Raw genomic sequence first — 13,765 nt, forward strand, 5'->3', positions numbered from 1 at the left:
GCGCAAATTTTGCATTTCGAGGGGACAGGAATGAAAGTAACGCTGCCAGAGTTTGAACGTGCAGGGGTGATGGTCGTCGGTGACGTGATGTTAGATCGCTACTGGTATGGCCCGACCAGCCGTATCTCACCGGAAGCGCCTGTACCGGTGGTCAAGGTCGATGCGGTTGAAGAGCGGCCTGGCGGCGCGGCGAACGTGGCGATGAACATTGCCTCTCTCGGCGCGCACTCGCGCCTGGTTGGTCTGACCGGCATCGATGACGCCGCGCGTGCGCTGAGCAAAACGCTGGCCGACGTCAACGTGAAGTGCGACTTCGTCTCCGTTCCGACCCATCCTACGATTACCAAGCTGCGCGTGCTGTCGCGCAACCAGCAGCTGATCCGTCTCGATTTTGAAGAGGGCTTTGAGGGCGTTGACCCCGAGCCGCTGCACGACCGCATTAGCCAGGCGCTGGGCAACATCGGCGCGCTGGTGCTCTCTGACTACGGCAAGGGCGCGCTGGCTAGCGTCCAGCAGATGATCGCCCTGGCGCGCAAAGCCAACGTGCCGGTGCTTATCGATCCAAAAGGCAACGATTTCGAGCGCTATCGCGGCGCAACCCTGCTGACGCCGAACCTCTCCGAGTTCGAGGCGGTGGCCGGGAAGTGTAAAAACGAAGCTGAGATCGTCGAGCGCGGCATGAAGCTGATCGCCGATTTCGAACTCTCTGCGCTGCTGGTCACCCGCTCCGAACAGGGCATGACCCTGCTGCAGCCGGGCAAAGCGCCGCTGCATATGCCGACCCAGGCGCAGGAAGTCTACGACGTGACCGGCGCAGGCGACACGGTGATTGGCGTGCTGGCGGCAACGCTGGCTGCGGGCAACGCCCTGGAAGAGGCCTGCTACTTTGCTAACGCCGCGGCGGGCGTGGTGGTCGGCAAGCTCGGCACCTCAACCGTTTCGCCTATCGAACTGGAGAACGCTGTACGCGGACGTTCAGAGACCGGCTTCGGCGTGATGAACGAAGAGGAGCTAAAGCAGGCGGTGGCGGCAGCGCGCAAGCGTGGCGAGAAGGTGGTGATGACCAACGGCGTGTTCGATATTCTACACGCGGGCCACGTCTCCTATCTGGCTAACGCGCGCAAGCTCGGCGATCGCCTGATCGTGGCGGTGAACAGCGATGCCTCTACCAGCCGTCTGAAAGGGCCGACCCGTCCGGTTAACCCGCTTGAGCAGCGCATGATCGTGCTCGGTGCGCTGGAGGCCGTGGACTGGGTGGTCTCGTTCGAAGAGGATACGCCGCAGCGCCTGATCGCCGGGATCCTGCCGGATCTGCTGGTGAAAGGCGGGGACTACAAGCCGGAAGATATCGCGGGCAGCAAAGAGGTATGGGCTAACGGCGGTGACGTGCAGGTGTTGAACTTCGAAGACGGTTGCTCAACCACTAACATCATCAAGAAGATCCAGAAAAACTGATCCTGTAGGCCGGGCAAACGCAGTGCCGCCCGGCGTTGCAGTATTAGCACAGTCACGCCCGGTGGCGCTACGCTTACCGGGCCTACAACGTGCACCGCACCTACCGGGCAATATCGACTATAGGATCAGTCAATATTCTCCACCGGCGGAATAGCCGGTGCGGGTTTCACTTCGCTCGGCAGATCCTGCGGCTGAGCCGGTTCAGCCGACGCGGTAGCCGGGCGGTTCTCCAGATCGCTGATCCGCTGCTCCAGCGCGGTCAGTTTCTCACGAGTGCGCAGCAGAACCTGCGTCTGGACATCAAACTCTTCACGGCTCACCAGGTCGAGTCGCGCCAGCTGGGATTGCAGCGTCTGGCGGATCTTCTTCTCTACATCCTCGCCGAAATCACGAATGCCTTTTGGCATGGATTCATGAACCTGGCGGGCGATCTGTTCAATTTTTTTCGGGTCAATCATAGTCGTTTCCCTGAACTGGTAAGTATTAACATTAGTGTAGCGTGGTTTAGTGTAACGTGGATTATGCTGCGTGAAAGCAGAATTGTTACGGTGAATGGATTGCCGGAGATAATCAATAGCGTTATAGTTAATCCGCTTATTCTCAGGGCGGGGCGAAATTCCCCACCGGCGGTAAATCAGCCTACGCTGAAAGCCCGCGAGCGCTCCACGCACGGTATCACGTCCTGCATGGAGGTCAGCAGATCCGGTGTAATTCCGGGGCCGACGGTTAAAGTCCGGATGGGAGAGAGTAACGATCCAGTCGGGTTTATGCCCGCTCACGTTATTTTTTTGCCGCTTGCGGTACTCCTAAGACTGCCCTGATTCTGGTAACCATAATTTTAATGAGGTTTTTATTACCATGAATCAGACGCTGCTTTCCTCTTTTGGCACGCCATTCGAACGTGTGGAACACGCTTTAGACGCACTGCGCAACGGGCGTGGAGTGATGGTGCTCGACGACGAAGACCGTGAAAACGAAGGCGATATGATCTTCGCCGCAGAAACCATGACCGTTGAGCAGATGGCGCTGACTATTCGCCACGGCAGCGGCATTGTCTGTCTCTGCCTGACCGAAGATCGCCGTAAACAGCTCGATCTGCCGATGATGGTGGAGAACAACACCAGCGCCTACGGCACCGGCTTTACCGTGACCATCGAAGCCGCTACCGGCGTGACCACCGGCGTATCCGCCGCTGACCGCGTGACCACCGTGCGTGCGGCCATTGCCGACGGTGCTAAGCCATCCGATCTCAACCGTCCTGGCCACGTCTTCCCGCTGCGCGCGCAGCCGGGTGGGGTGCTGACCCGCGGCGGCCACACCGAGGCGACGATTGACCTCGTGACGCTGGCGGGCTTCAAGCCTGCGGGCGTGCTCTGCGAGCTGACCAACGATGACGGCTCTATGGCGCGCACGCCGGAGTGCATCGACTTTGCGAAAGCCCATGATATGGCCGTTGTGACCATTGAAGATCTGGTGGCCTACCGCCGCGAGCAGGAACGTAAAGCCAGCTAAGCGCTAGCGTAAGATAAAGCAAAGCCGGGCATACCCGGCTTTGTTGTTTCTGGTCTTTCGCCTGATTAGCCCGCAAAGCCGATGCTTTGCAGCAGCACCAGGCTGAGTCCCATCACCGACATGCCACAGAGTACGCCATAGCTCGGATTGTTGTTGGGATCGATCTCTTTCGCCAGCGGCATCAGCTCATCCACCGACAGCGCCACCATGATCCCCGCCACCGCCGCCATGATGGCCGCCATGACTACCGGCGAGACCAGGCTACCGAGGATCAGCCACGCCAGCACGCCGCCGAGAATTTCCGCCAGGCCTGAGATCCCCGCCCACATTACCGCTTTACGCTTTGATCCCGTAGCGGCATAGACCGGTGCTGCCACTGCCAGCCCTTCGGGGATGTTGTGCAAGGCGACCGCCAGGGCGATCCCCAGCCCCAGCTCAAGGTTGCTGCTGGCCGTCACGTAGGTGGCTACCCCTTCGGGGAAGTTGTGCAGGCTGATGCCCAGGGTCAGCAGGATCGCCGTACGCTTGATATTGCTCGGCATCGTTTTGCTGCTGGCGCGCATAAGATCCTGAGCATGGGCGTGGGGAAGCAGGCGATCGAGGCCGTAGTAGCCCAGCAGGCCGACGATAAACATGCCGTAGCCAAGCACCGGCGACATGCCTTCGGTACCGAGCGCGGCGGGGAGCATCTCCATGAGCGAGATCAGCAGCATAATCCCGGCAGCAAATCCCAGCGAAAAGGCCAGCACGCGGTTGGAAGGCTTCTGGCCAAGCACGCCGAGGATCGCGCCAATAAAGGTGGCCGCACCGGCTAATAAGGTCAGAATCAACGGGACCGACATTCAGAACTCCTTGTGATAATGATTCTCATTAATATTATTTAACACTGCTCCGTAAGGCGAGAGGGTAAGTCACTCTTTACGCATTTCTTACATTCAAATTATCTGATGATCTTCATCACGCTTATCTGAGTTCATCCTCTACGAGAAAAGCGTACTCTGCTTCTATCAAAATGACACTTTTTCTGAGGATATCATCATGTCTGCGTTTCGTATGCCAGCGCTGTTTTTGGGCCACGGCAGTCCGATGAACGTGCTGGAAGATAATGTCTATACCCGCGCCTGGGGCGAGCTGGGGCAGACGCTGCCGCGTCCAAAGGCGATTGTGGTGATCTCCGCCCACTGGTTTACCCGCGGCACCGGCGTGACGGCGATGGAAACCCCGAAAACGATTCATGACTTTGGCGGCTTCCCGCAGGCGCTCTTTGACACGCACTATCCCGCACCCGGCTCTCCCGAGCTGGCACAGCGGCTGGTGGATCTGCTGGCACCAATCCCGGTTGCGCTGGACAAAGAGGCATGGGGATTTGACCACGGATCCTGGGGCGTGCTGATCAAGATGTACCCGGACGCCGACATTCCCATGGTGCAGCTGAGCGTGGACAGCACCAAACCCGCCGCCTGGCACTATGAGATGGGTCGCAAGCTGGCGACGCTTCGCGATGAAGGCATTATGCTGGTGGCGAGCGGCAACGTGGTGCATAACCTGCGCACCGCCCGCTGGCACGGGGAGAGCACGCCCTACGCGTGGGCGGAATCGTTTAATAATTACGTGAAGGCTAACCTCACCTGGCAGGGGCCGGTGGAGCAGCATCCGCTGGTGAACTATCTGCAGCATGAGGGCGGCTCGCTGTCGAACCCGACGCCGGAACACTTCCTGCCGCTGCTCTACGTGCTTGGCGCGTGGGATGGCGCAGAGCCAGTGACGATCCCGGTAGAGGGGATGGAGATGGGCAGCATCAGCATGTTGTCGGTACAGGTGGGTTAAAAACCAAAACGCCCGGTAGCGCTGCGCTTACCGGGCCTACGCGTTATGGCTACTCGACGAAAATATGCGGGTAGAAGCGGGAGAGATCCTGGGTGATCAACGCCCGATCCTCACGAATACCAATCCCGGCTGGCTGATCGTTGATCAGCCAGCTGCCGATCAGCACGTAGCTGTCGCCAAACTTAGGTAGCGAGTAGAACTGCTGGACGATCATGCCCTCTTCCCCGTAGGGACCCTCTACCTGCTCGATAGTCTGACCGTTTTCTACGATAGAGACGTTAGCGCCTTCCCGCGAGAAGATCGGTTTAACAACGTACTTCTCCAGCGGAGGATGGTCGTCTTCGGCAAAGTAAGCGGGCAGCAGGTTCGGATGATCCGGGAACATCTCCCACAGCATCGGCAGCAGCGCTTTGTTAGAAATAATGCTCTTCCAGGCCGGCTCCAGCCAGCGCACGCCAGCATCTTCCAGCTTGGTAGAGAAGATCTCACGCAGCATATACTCCCACGGGTAGAGCTTGAACAGGTTACTGATCACCTGATCCTGAAGATCGGTGAACTGGCCTTTTTCGCCCAGCCCAATATCTTCGATGTAGAGGAACTCGCTGGCGACGCCCGCTTCGGCGGCGCAGTCTTGCAGATACTGCACCGTGCCGCGATCTTCAACGGTGTCGCGGCAGCAGGCCAGATGCAGCAGGTTAAACCCGTACTGCTCGCGCAGCTCGCTGAAGCGCTCGATCAGCTTCTCCTGCAGGCTGTTAAACTGATCGCTCCCCGGTGGCAGCTTGCCTGCGTTCTGCTGGTCTTCTAGCCAGATCCACTGGAAGAATGCGGCTTCATACAGCGAGGTGGGGGTGTCGGCGTTGTTCTCCAGCAGTTTGGGTTCACCCACGCCGTCCCACGCCAGATCGAGGCGGGAATAGAGCGACGGCTGCTGCGTCTGCCACGCCTGGCGCACAAAGCTCCAGGTGTGTTTCGGAATGCGGAATTTGGTCATCAGCTCATCGCTGGCGACGACCTTCTCCACCACCTTCAGGCACATCTGATGCAGCTCGGCGGTAACCTCTTCAAGCTTCTCAATCTGCGCAAGGCTAAATTTGTAGTAGGCCTCTTCACACCAGTACGGCTCACCGTACATGGTGTGAAAATTAAAGCCGTACTCGGTCGCTTTTTCGCGCCAGTCCGGGCGCTCGTCAATAGTGACTCGTTCCATGAGGCTTAGCCACCCATTGAGCGTGAAGAGGAGGTGCCAGCGGCGCTACGCTGCATAGTGGACTGCTTGGCAACCGACTCGCCGAAGCCGCCGCGCGTAACCGTAGAGGTGGTGGCCGGTTTCGGGGCCAGCGCGGTTTTAGGGACGGTCGCGGTACGGCCCGGCTGAGCTGCGCCGTAGCCTTTACCGGAGGCGTCGGTGTACTGACCATAGGCCGGGCTGGCCGGGTTACGCGAGCTAAATAGCGGCTGCTGAGCGAAGCCCGCACCGCCGCCCATCAGGCGTCCCATCATGTAGCCCGCCATCAGCGGCATCCAGAAGCTGCCGCTGTTCTGCTGGGCCTGAGCCTGGTTTTCCGGGGCCATACCCGCCTGAGCAGGTGCCTGCTGGCACTGGCCTTCACCAAACTCGGCGACGCAGTCTTCACGCGTTTTATATTTCGGCGCGGTGCGCTCGGCCTCTTTCAGGGCGTTGTTGTATGCGGTAGTACATTCGGCGCTTTTGCCCGGATTGGCCGTCGAGCAGTCGTCGGCGTTTTGATACATTGATACCGTCTCGTCGTTCTGTTCGCAGCCCGCCAGCATAAACGCGGCGGTAAGGGCGAAGGCGACGGGAGTCAGATGGCGAGCGCCCCAGCTTTTGCGGAACGTCGCATGATTAATCGTTTTTGTCCGTTTCATATGTCTCTTTTAATACCCAGAGTTAAAGCGAGGTAGCTACTGTTCAGGATAGAGAATGAGTGGTCGAAATTGAAGCGCAATGAGGCGGAATGCGGGTCTGGAGCAGGGATCTTTACGTTGTCTTACGTTGAAACGGGGGCATGTGCCCCCATCTCGTTTTCACAGCAATTTTAAACAGGCGCGCTTAGCGTGGCAGCGCGGCGTTGAGCAGGCCGTTACCGTTACCATTGCTGTCCGGAGCACTGTTCTGCACGCGGGCATCCTGGTCAGGCGTCGACGGGGCGACGGCTTCCGGCGTGGTGGAGACCGGTTTACCCAGAGCGCCGTTCAGGGCCAGCAGATCCTGCTCGTTCAGCGTACCGAGAGCCGATTTGATGTTCAGCTGGTTGATCAGGTAGTTGTAACGCGCGCTGGAGAGCTGCTGCTTGGCGTTATAGAGCGTTGTGGTCGCATCCAGTACGTCAACGATGGTACGGGTACCCACCGAGTAGCCTGCTTCGGTGGCATCCAGTGAGCTCTGGGCAGAGACCACGGACTGTTTATAGGCGTTGATGCTGCTGATGGAGGCGTTCACGTTGTTGTAGGATGAACGCACGGTCTGCACCACGCTGCGGTGGGCGGTCTCCAGCTGCTCGCTTGCGCCAACAAAGTTGTACTGCGCCTGTTTCACCTGGGAGTTCACCAGGCCACCCTGGTAGAGCGGCAGAGAGAAGCTCAGGCCGACTTTATTCTGACCGATGTTGCTATCGTCATAGGCCGAGCCCTGGGGACCGCTGGTGCGGGAGCCGCTGTAGGAGGTGTCAGAGACGCTGCTTGAGGCGGTTAAATCCAGGGTAGGCAGGTGGCCATCCTGCGCCAGGCGAATCTGTTCGCGGGCCAGATCCTGGGAGAGACGTGCCTGTAACAGAGAGAGGTTACGGCTTTCGGCCTCTTTCAGCAGGGCGTTAACCGGCTGCGGCTTGTCGGTCTGGAAACGGTCGACGTTCAGCGACGCCAGCTCCGGGTAGTAGTTACCGGTCACCTGACGCAGCTGCTCAACGGCGTTGTCCAGGTTGTTACGGGCAGTCACTTCGTCTGCCAGCACGGTATCATACTGGGAGCGGGCGTTCTGTACGTCGGTAATGGCGACCAGGCCTACGTTGAAGCGCTGGGTGGTTTGATCCAGCTGGCGATAGATAGCCTGTTTCTGCGCTTCGGTATAAGAGAGCGCATCGATGGCGCTTAATACGTTAAAATAGGCAGTAGCGGTGTTAAGGATCAGCGTCTGCTGATCGGTCTGGAACGTCACATCCTGAATGCCCGCCGATTTCTCTTGCAGGGTCAGGGTGCGCCATTTCGACATATCGAACAGGGTCTGCGTCAGCTGTAAAGAGGCGCTGGTAGAGTTACTATCGAGACCATTCTGGTCGCGGAAACCGTTGCTGTAGGTGTAGTCTGCGCCCAAACCGAGCTGGGGCAGTAATGGGCTACGCGCTTCGTTGATTTTCTCAAATGCGGCATCGCGATCCGCGGCAGATCTGCGCAGTTCAGGGTTGCTGAGACGCGCTTGCTGATAGACCTGAAGCAGGTTTTCTGCCTGACTCATCGTACTGAAAGCGGCCAGGCTCAGGCCGATAAGCATGGGGAGCAATTTCTTCATTTGCATTCCTTGTTACGAAGCTTTGTTAGCGCTAATGAAATTTAAAAAATAAGGGCGATTCTAGCAGAAAGTGCCGCTGCAAAAGGTTGGCGTTAAGTGCCATCCGGCGTTAATTTGCACCAATCTACCATATAGCATGGGAAACGGCAGTCTTACAGACTGGAAATCCATAATTTCGTCATTATTTGCCATCAGGATGAAACCATGAAGAAGCCAGAACCCTCAGCAGTGACTTTCACGAAAAATGATGTAGAAATTATTGCACGCGAAACACTCTATAACGGTTTTTTTTCGCTGGCGCGTTGGCGCTTCCGTCATCGCCTGTTTAACGGCGAGATGAGCGGAGAGGTAACCCGTGAAATTTTTGAGCGCGGTCATGCCGCCGTCTTGCTACCCTATGACCTGGCGCGCGACGAGGTCGTACTGATTGAGCAGATCCGTATTCCGGCTTACGACACCAGTGAAACGCCCTGGCTGCTGGAGCTGGTTGCTGGCATGATCGAAGAAGGCGAGAGCGTGGAAGACGTTGCCCGTCGCGAAGCCGTAGAAGAGGCCGGGCTGCAGGTTGGCCGGGTTAAAGAGTTTATGAGCTATCTGGCCAGCCCTGGCGGCACCAGCGAGCGCTTATCGTTAATGGTTGGCGAAGTGGATGCCACGCAGGCCAAAGGTATACATGGCCTGGTGGACGAAAACGAAGATATTCGTGTTCATGTGGTGAGCCGGGAGCAGGCTTACCAGTGGGTTGAAGAGGGGAAAATAGACAACGCCGCGTCGGTCATCGCCCTGCAATGGCTGCAGCTGCACTACGAAAAGTTGAGAACTGAGTGGAAAAAATGAAGCGTTATACACCTGACTTTCCTGAAATGATGCGCCTGTGCGAGACCAATTTCGCCCAGCTACGCCGCCTGCTGCCACGCAATGACGCACCCGGCGAAACAGTGAGCTATCAGGTGGCCAATGCGCAATACCGAGTAACGATTACAGAATCAACCCGCTACACTACGCTGGTGGACATTGTGCAGACAGCACCGGCGATCAGCTACTGGAGCATGCCGTCGTTAACGGTACGGCTCTATCACGATGCTATGGTCGCTGAAGTGTGTTCAAGCCAGCAGATCTTTCGCTTCAAAGCGCGGTATGATTACCCAAATAAAAAGTTGCACCAACGCGACGAAAAGCATCAAATTAATCAGTTTCTGGCCGACTGGCTTAGGTACTGTTTAGCACATGGAGCAATGGCGATTCCGGTTTGTTAGCATCGTGAAACCTACCTAAGGACACCATTTGGAAAGCCTGTTAAACCTGAATCTGGCGGGTGAGGCCAGTATCAGGATCTTACAAATAACCGATACTCACCTGTTTGCCGAAAAGCATGAAACGCTGTTAGGGGTCAATACCTGGGAGAGCTATCAGGCAGTATTAGACGCCATCCGGGCCGAGCAGCGTCATTGCGATTTAATTGTCGCTACCGGCGACCTGGCACAGGATCACTCTGCTGCGGCCTATCAGCACTTTGCTGAGGGTATCGCCAGCTTCGATGTGCCCTGCGTATGGCTGCCCGGCAATCATGACTTTCAGCCCGCCATGTACAGCGCGCTGCAGGAGGCTGGCATCTCGGGTGCCAAGCGGGTCTTCGCTGGCGATAGCTGGCAAATCCTGCTGCTCGACAGCCAGGTGTTTGGCGTTCCACACGGTGAACTGAGTGAGTTTCAGCTAGAGTGGCTGGAGAAAAAGCTGGCGGAGGTGCCGGAGCGCTACACGCTGCTCCTGCTGCATCACCACCCGCTGCCGGCGGGGTGCGGCTGGTTGGATCAGCACAGCCTGCGTAACTCGCAGGAGCTGGATAACGTGCTGGTGCGCTATCCGCGGGTCAGGCACCTGCTGTGCGGTCATATTCATCAGGAGCAGGATCTCGACTGGAACGGTCGCCGTTTGCTGGCGACGCCTTCGACCTGCGTCCAGTTTAAGCCGCACTGCGCCAACTTTACCCTGGATACCATCGCGCCGGGCTGGCGCTGGCTGGAGCTTAACGCCGACGGCACGCTGCATACCGAAGTGAGCCGTCTGCAGACCAGCCGCTTTCGCCCGGACACAGCATCTGAAGGCTACTGATGGCGACGCTTCTCTATCTACACGGGTTTAACAGCTCACCGCGTTCGGCTAAGGCCGTGGCGCTACAGCAGTGGCTGGCGGAGCACCATCCGCAGATTGAGATGGTGGTGCCGCAGCTGCCGCCCTATCCGGCGGATGCGGCCGAACTGCTGGAGTCGCTGGTGCTGGGGCACGGCGGCGAGCCGCTGGGGCTGGTGGGTTCCTCGCTCGGCGGCTACTATGCCACCTGGCTCTCCCAGTGCTTTATGCTGCCAGCGGTGGTGGTGAATCCGGCGGTGCGTCCGTTTGAGCTGCTGGCCGATTATCTTGGCCGCAACGAGAACCCCTACACCGGCCAGCAATATGTGCTAGAGTCACGCCATATTTACGATCTCAAAACCATGCAGATCGATCCGCTGGAGGCGGCAGATTTAATCTGGCTGCTTCAGCAAACGGGTGATGAAGTGCTGGATTACCGTCAGGCCGTTGCGTACTACGCTTCGTGCCGGCAAACGGTTGAAGAAGGCGGAAACCATGCCTTTGTGGGCTTTGACGATCACTTTTCACAGATTATCGATTTCCTCGGGCTGCACTGAGCCTCGCAGGGGTCGATGCTGTCACTATCTACGAATACACCATGACGCAATCCTATAACGCTGATGCCATTGAGGTATTAACCGGGCTTGAGCCGGTCCGCCGCCGCCCGGGGATGTATACCGACACTACTCGTCCTAACCATCTTGGTCAGGAAGTTATCGATAACAGCGTGGATGAAGCGCTGGCCGGACACGCCAAACGCGTGGAGGTGATCCTCCATGCCGATCAGTCGCTGGAAGTCATCGACGACGGACGTGGTATGCCGGTGGATATCCACCCGGAAGAGGGCGTTCCGGCCGTGGAGCTGATCCTCTGCCGCCTGCACGCGGGCGGTAAGTTCTCGAACAAAAACTACCAGTTCTCCGGCGGCCTGCACGGGGTGGGGATCTCGGTGGTTAACGCCCTGTCCAGGCGCGTTGAAGTTAACGTTAAGCGCGACGGCAAGATCTATAACATTGCCTTTGCCAACGGCGACAAGGTGAAAGAGCTCTCCGTGGTAGGCAGCACGCCGAAGCGCACCACCGGAACCAGCGTTCACTTCTGGCCTGACGAAAGCTTTTTCGACAGCCCGCGCTTCTCGGTATCGCGCCTGACCCACGTGCTGAAGGCCAAAGCGGTGCTCTGCCCTGGCGTGGAGATTGTCTTCAAGGATAAGGTCAACGACAGCGAGCAGCGCTGGTGCTACGCCGACGGCCTCAACGACTACCTTGCCGAAGCGGTTAACGGCCTGCCGACGCTGCCGGAGAAGCCCTTTATCGGTGCCTTTGCCGGTGATACCGAGGCGGTGGACTGGGCGCTGCTGTGGCTGCCGGAGGGCGGCGAGCTGCTCACTGAAAGCTACGTTAACCTGATCCCGACCATGCAGGGCGGGACGCACGTCAACGGCCTGCGTCAGGGGCTGCTGGACGCGATGCGCGAGTTCTGCGAATACCGCAATATCCTGCCGCGCGGCGTCAAGCTGTCGGCGGAGGATATCTGGGACCGCTGCGCCTACGTGCTGTCGGTGAAGATGCAGGATCCGCAGTTTGCAGGGCAGACCAAAGAGCGCCTGTCGTCGCGCCAGTGCGCCGCGTTCGTTTCCGGCGTAGTAAAAGACGCCTTCAGCCTGTGGCTGAACCAGAACGTTCAGGCGGCGGAGATGCTGGCCGAGATGGCGATCTCCAGCGCCCAGCGCCGTCTGCGCGCGGCGAAGAAGGTGGTACGTAAAAAGCTTACCAGCGGCCCGGCGCTGCCCGGCAAGCTGGCGGACTGTACCGCGCAGGATCTCAACCGTACCGAGCTGTTCCTGGTAGAGGGTGACTCGGCGGGCGGCTCGGCCAAGCAGGCCCGCGACCGTGAGTTCCAGGCGATCATGCCGCTGAAGGGGAAGATCCTCAACACCTGGGAGGTCTCCTCTGATGAAGTGCTGGCCTCGCAGGAGGTGCATGACATTTCGGTGGCCATCGGCATCGATCCGGATAGCGAAGATCTCAGCCAGCTGCGCTACGGCAAGATCTGCATCCTCGCCGATGCGGACTCCGACGGGCTGCACATCGCGACGCTGCTCTGTGCCCTGTTTGTGAAGCATTTCCGTACTCTGGTGAAGCATGGTCATGTCCACGTGGCGCTGCCGCCGCTCTACCGTATCGATCTGGGCAAAGAGGTGTACTACGCCCTGACCGAAGAGGAGAAGGCGGGCGTGCTGGAGCAGCTGAAGCGTAAGAAGGGCAAGCCTAACGTTCAGCGCTTTAAAGGGCTAGGGGAGATGAACCCGATGCAGCTGCGTGAGACCACGCTCGATCCCAACACCCGCCGCCTGGTGCAGCTCACCATCAGCGACGAGGACGATCAGCGCACCAACGCCATTATGGATATGCTGCTGGCCAAGAAGCGCTCGGAAGACCGGCGCAACTGGCTACAGGAAAAAGGCGATATGGCCGACATCGAAGCCTGATAAACCAGCCCCGCAGTGCGGGGCTTTTTTTACCCCCTCCGCTACCCCTTTAGGCGACTCACTTTCCCCTTTTAACAGGTATATGATCTGCAAGATAAGTTTCTCCAAAACCCTTACCAAGAGGATGAAACATGCAGCGCATTGTCATACCTACCCACTATGTTCACGTTCGCTCGACGCCCCTGTGGACGAAAGAGACCGCCCCGGCTTCCATCTGGCAGCGTCATCTGGACGCGGGCACGCGCCAGGGCGTTAACCCACGCCTTTGCGTGATGCAGGGCACTATCCGTTATTACGGGTACACCGATGAGACCAGTCCGGAGCCGGTGGAAACGCTGACCATAGAAGCAGGGCAGTTTGGCGTCTTTCCGGCGGAGAAGTGGCACCGCATCGAAGCCTTGTCGGACGATACGGTATTTAACGTCGATTTTTGGGTCGATCCCAAAGTGCTAATTGAAGGTTGAGGTAAATATCATGACCATGGAAAACAGAGGCTACGCCTTAACGGTGGCAAACTGCGGCAGCGGCGCAACGGCAGAGAAAACCTATCTAAAGCCGATGTCGCTCTACGTGCCGACCATTGCCCACGAGGCAGTATTGGAGCTTATCAACACGCTGGCAGATAAAAGTGAAAGCGAGAAAGGTTTTACGTTGACGGTAACGAACAACAACAACGGCGTATCCGCCGATAAAGACTTTTCCCGCCTTGCTGAATTAGAGGATGCCACCACGGCGGCGGACACGGTGAAGGATCTGATTAATATCGTACGCGGGTATGAATCTGACGAAGAGACCAACGTCTGCGGCTGGTAGCGCGATTG

General features: G+C 58.2%; 15 protein-coding genes and 1 riboswitch. Of the genes, 10 read left to right on the forward strand and 5 right to left on the reverse strand.

Going from position 1 to position 13,765, the window contains the following annotated elements; translation table 11 throughout:
• Window positions 1-30: 30 nt before the first annotated feature.
• The gene (hldE, locus tag FN633_RS12045) at window positions 31-1,455 is read left to right on the forward strand and encodes a bifunctional D-glycero-beta-D-manno-heptose-7-phosphate kinase/D-glycero-beta-D-manno-heptose 1-phosphate adenylyltransferase HldE (RefSeq protein ID WP_154057862.1); all 1,425 of its coding nucleotides are present in this window, start codon (window positions 31-33) and stop codon (window positions 1,453-1,455) included.
• 125 nt (window positions 1,456-1,580) lie between these two features.
• Here the strand turns inward: hldE and ubiK are convergent, their stop codons facing one another.
• Window positions 1,581-1,913, reverse strand: a complete 333-nt coding sequence (ubiK, locus tag FN633_RS12050; RefSeq protein WP_042390303.1) for a ubiquinone biosynthesis accessory factor UbiK — start codon at window positions 1,911-1,913, stop codon at window positions 1,581-1,583.
• A 134-nt stretch (window positions 1,914-2,047) separates the two neighbouring features.
• A riboswitch (FMN riboswitch) is annotated at window positions 2,048-2,208 on the forward strand.
• Window positions 2,209-2,313: 105 nt separating this feature from the next.
• Between ubiK and ribB the strand changes: the two genes are divergently transcribed.
• A complete protein-coding gene (gene ribB / locus FN633_RS12055) occupies window positions 2,314-2,967 on the forward strand; it encodes a 3,4-dihydroxy-2-butanone-4-phosphate synthase (RefSeq protein WP_154057863.1) in 654 nt (217 codons plus the stop codon).
• Between the two features lie 65 nt (window positions 2,968-3,032).
• Here ribB and zupT read toward each other — a convergent pair whose 3' ends face one another.
• Window positions 3,033-3,809 carry a zinc transporter ZupT gene (gene zupT / locus FN633_RS12060; protein WP_042390307.1) on the reverse strand — a complete coding sequence of 259 codons (777 nt, stop codon included), beginning with the start codon at window positions 3,807-3,809 and terminating at the stop codon, window positions 3,033-3,035.
• Window positions 3,810-4,005: 196 nt separating this feature from the next.
• Here zupT and ygiD point away from each other — a divergent pair, with 196 nt between their 5' ends.
• Complete coding sequence (ygiD, locus tag FN633_RS12065) at window positions 4,006-4,794, forward strand: 4,5-DOPA-extradiol-dioxygenase (RefSeq protein WP_154057864.1); 789 nt, start codon at window positions 4,006-4,008, stop codon at window positions 4,792-4,794.
• A gap of 49 nt (window positions 4,795-4,843) precedes the next feature.
• Here the strand turns inward: ygiD and FN633_RS12070 are convergent, their stop codons facing one another.
• The 3 genes from FN633_RS12070 to tolC form a co-directional block, all read right to left on the reverse strand.
• Window positions 4,844-6,004, reverse strand: a complete 1,161-nt coding sequence (locus tag FN633_RS12070; RefSeq protein WP_154057865.1) for a glutathionylspermidine synthase family protein — start codon at window positions 6,002-6,004, stop codon at window positions 4,844-4,846.
• A gap of 5 nt (window positions 6,005-6,009) precedes the next feature.
• Entirely contained in the window at window positions 6,010-6,684 is a 675-nt protein-coding gene (locus FN633_RS12075; protein WP_154057866.1) for a DUF1190 family protein, read from the reverse strand.
• A 184-nt stretch (window positions 6,685-6,868) separates the two neighbouring features.
• Window positions 6,869-8,323, reverse strand: a complete 1,455-nt coding sequence (gene tolC, locus FN633_RS12080; protein WP_154057867.1) for an outer membrane channel protein TolC — start codon at window positions 8,321-8,323, stop codon at window positions 6,869-6,871.
• Between the two features lie 204 nt (window positions 8,324-8,527).
• On the opposite strand from tolC, the gene nudF reads away from it, so the two are divergent.
• From nudF to FN633_RS12115, 7 genes are all read left to right on the forward strand, one after another.
• Entirely contained in the window at window positions 8,528-9,160 is a 633-nt protein-coding gene (nudF, locus tag FN633_RS12085; RefSeq protein ID WP_154057868.1) for an ADP-ribose diphosphatase, read from the forward strand.
• The gene (locus FN633_RS12090; protein WP_154058926.1) at window positions 9,157-9,579 is read left to right on the forward strand and encodes a DUF1249 family protein; all 423 of its coding nucleotides are present in this window, start codon (window positions 9,157-9,159) and stop codon (window positions 9,577-9,579) included. Before nudF ends, FN633_RS12090 begins: the two co-directional genes overlap by 4 nt.
• Before the next feature lie 28 nt (window positions 9,580-9,607).
• Window positions 9,608-10,435 carry a 3',5'-cyclic-AMP phosphodiesterase gene (gene cpdA / locus FN633_RS12095; RefSeq protein WP_042390319.1) on the forward strand — a complete coding sequence of 276 codons (828 nt, stop codon included), beginning with the start codon at window positions 9,608-9,610 and terminating at the stop codon, window positions 10,433-10,435.
• The gene (gene yqiA, locus FN633_RS12100; RefSeq protein WP_154057869.1) at window positions 10,435-11,010 is read left to right on the forward strand and encodes an esterase YqiA; all 576 of its coding nucleotides are present in this window, start codon (window positions 10,435-10,437) and stop codon (window positions 11,008-11,010) included. The genes cpdA and yqiA overlap by 1 nt, the downstream gene beginning before the upstream one ends.
• Window positions 11,011-11,051: 41 nt before the next feature.
• The gene (parE, locus tag FN633_RS12105) at window positions 11,052-12,944 is read left to right on the forward strand and encodes a DNA topoisomerase IV subunit B (RefSeq protein WP_154057870.1); all 1,893 of its coding nucleotides are present in this window, start codon (window positions 11,052-11,054) and stop codon (window positions 12,942-12,944) included.
• A gap of 131 nt (window positions 12,945-13,075) precedes the next feature.
• The gene (locus FN633_RS12110) at window positions 13,076-13,408 is read left to right on the forward strand and encodes a TehB family protein (RefSeq protein WP_154057871.1); all 333 of its coding nucleotides are present in this window, start codon (window positions 13,076-13,078) and stop codon (window positions 13,406-13,408) included.
• A gap of 10 nt (window positions 13,409-13,418) precedes the next feature.
• The gene (locus tag FN633_RS12115; protein ID WP_154057872.1) at window positions 13,419-13,757 is read left to right on the forward strand and encodes a DUF1869 domain-containing protein; all 339 of its coding nucleotides are present in this window, start codon (window positions 13,419-13,421) and stop codon (window positions 13,755-13,757) included.
• Window positions 13,758-13,765 lie beyond the last annotated feature (8 nt).

The sequence above is a fragment of the Pseudescherichia vulneris genome (genome assembly GCF_902164725.1).
Taxonomy (GTDB): domain Bacteria; phylum Pseudomonadota; class Gammaproteobacteria; order Enterobacterales; family Enterobacteriaceae; genus Pseudescherichia; species Pseudescherichia vulneris.

Excerpts from the sequence above, each read along its gene's own strand:
- nudF (WP_154057868.1), top strand. The coding sequence starts at position 8,528 with ATGAAGAAGCCAGAACCCTCAGCAGTGACTTTCACGAAAAATGATGTA.
- FN633_RS12070 (WP_154057865.1), bottom strand. The coding sequence starts at position 6,004 with ATGGAACGAGTCACTATTGACGAGCGCCCGGACTGGCGCGAAAAAGCG.
- ygiD (WP_154057864.1), top strand. The coding sequence starts at position 4,006 with ATGTCTGCGTTTCGTATGCCAGCGCTGTTTTTGGGCCACGGCAGTCCG.
- FN633_RS12115 (WP_154057872.1), top strand. The coding sequence starts at position 13,419 with ATGACCATGGAAAACAGAGGCTACGCCTTAACGGTGGCAAACTGCGGC.
- FN633_RS12090 (WP_154058926.1), top strand. The coding sequence starts at position 9,157 with ATGAAGCGTTATACACCTGACTTTCCTGAAATGATGCGCCTGTGCGAG.
- tolC (WP_154057867.1), bottom strand. The coding sequence starts at position 8,323 with ATGAAGAAATTGCTCCCCATGCTTATCGGCCTGAGCCTGGCCGCTTTC.
- FN633_RS12110 (WP_154057871.1), top strand. The coding sequence starts at position 13,076 with ATGCAGCGCATTGTCATACCTACCCACTATGTTCACGTTCGCTCGACG.
- zupT (WP_042390307.1), bottom strand. The coding sequence starts at position 3,809 with ATGTCGGTCCCGTTGATTCTGACCTTATTAGCCGGTGCGGCCACCTTT.
- ribB (WP_154057863.1), top strand. The coding sequence starts at position 2,314 with ATGAATCAGACGCTGCTTTCCTCTTTTGGCACGCCATTCGAACGTGTG.
- ubiK (WP_042390303.1), bottom strand. The coding sequence starts at position 1,913 with ATGATTGACCCGAAAAAAATTGAACAGATCGCCCGCCAGGTTCATGAA.
- hldE (WP_154057862.1), top strand. The coding sequence starts at position 31 with ATGAAAGTAACGCTGCCAGAGTTTGAACGTGCAGGGGTGATGGTCGTC.
- parE (WP_154057870.1), top strand. The coding sequence starts at position 11,052 with ATGACGCAATCCTATAACGCTGATGCCATTGAGGTATTAACCGGGCTT.
- FN633_RS12075 (WP_154057866.1), bottom strand. The coding sequence starts at position 6,684 with ATGAAACGGACAAAAACGATTAATCATGCGACGTTCCGCAAAAGCTGG.
- yqiA (WP_154057869.1), top strand. The coding sequence starts at position 10,435 with ATGGCGACGCTTCTCTATCTACACGGGTTTAACAGCTCACCGCGTTCG.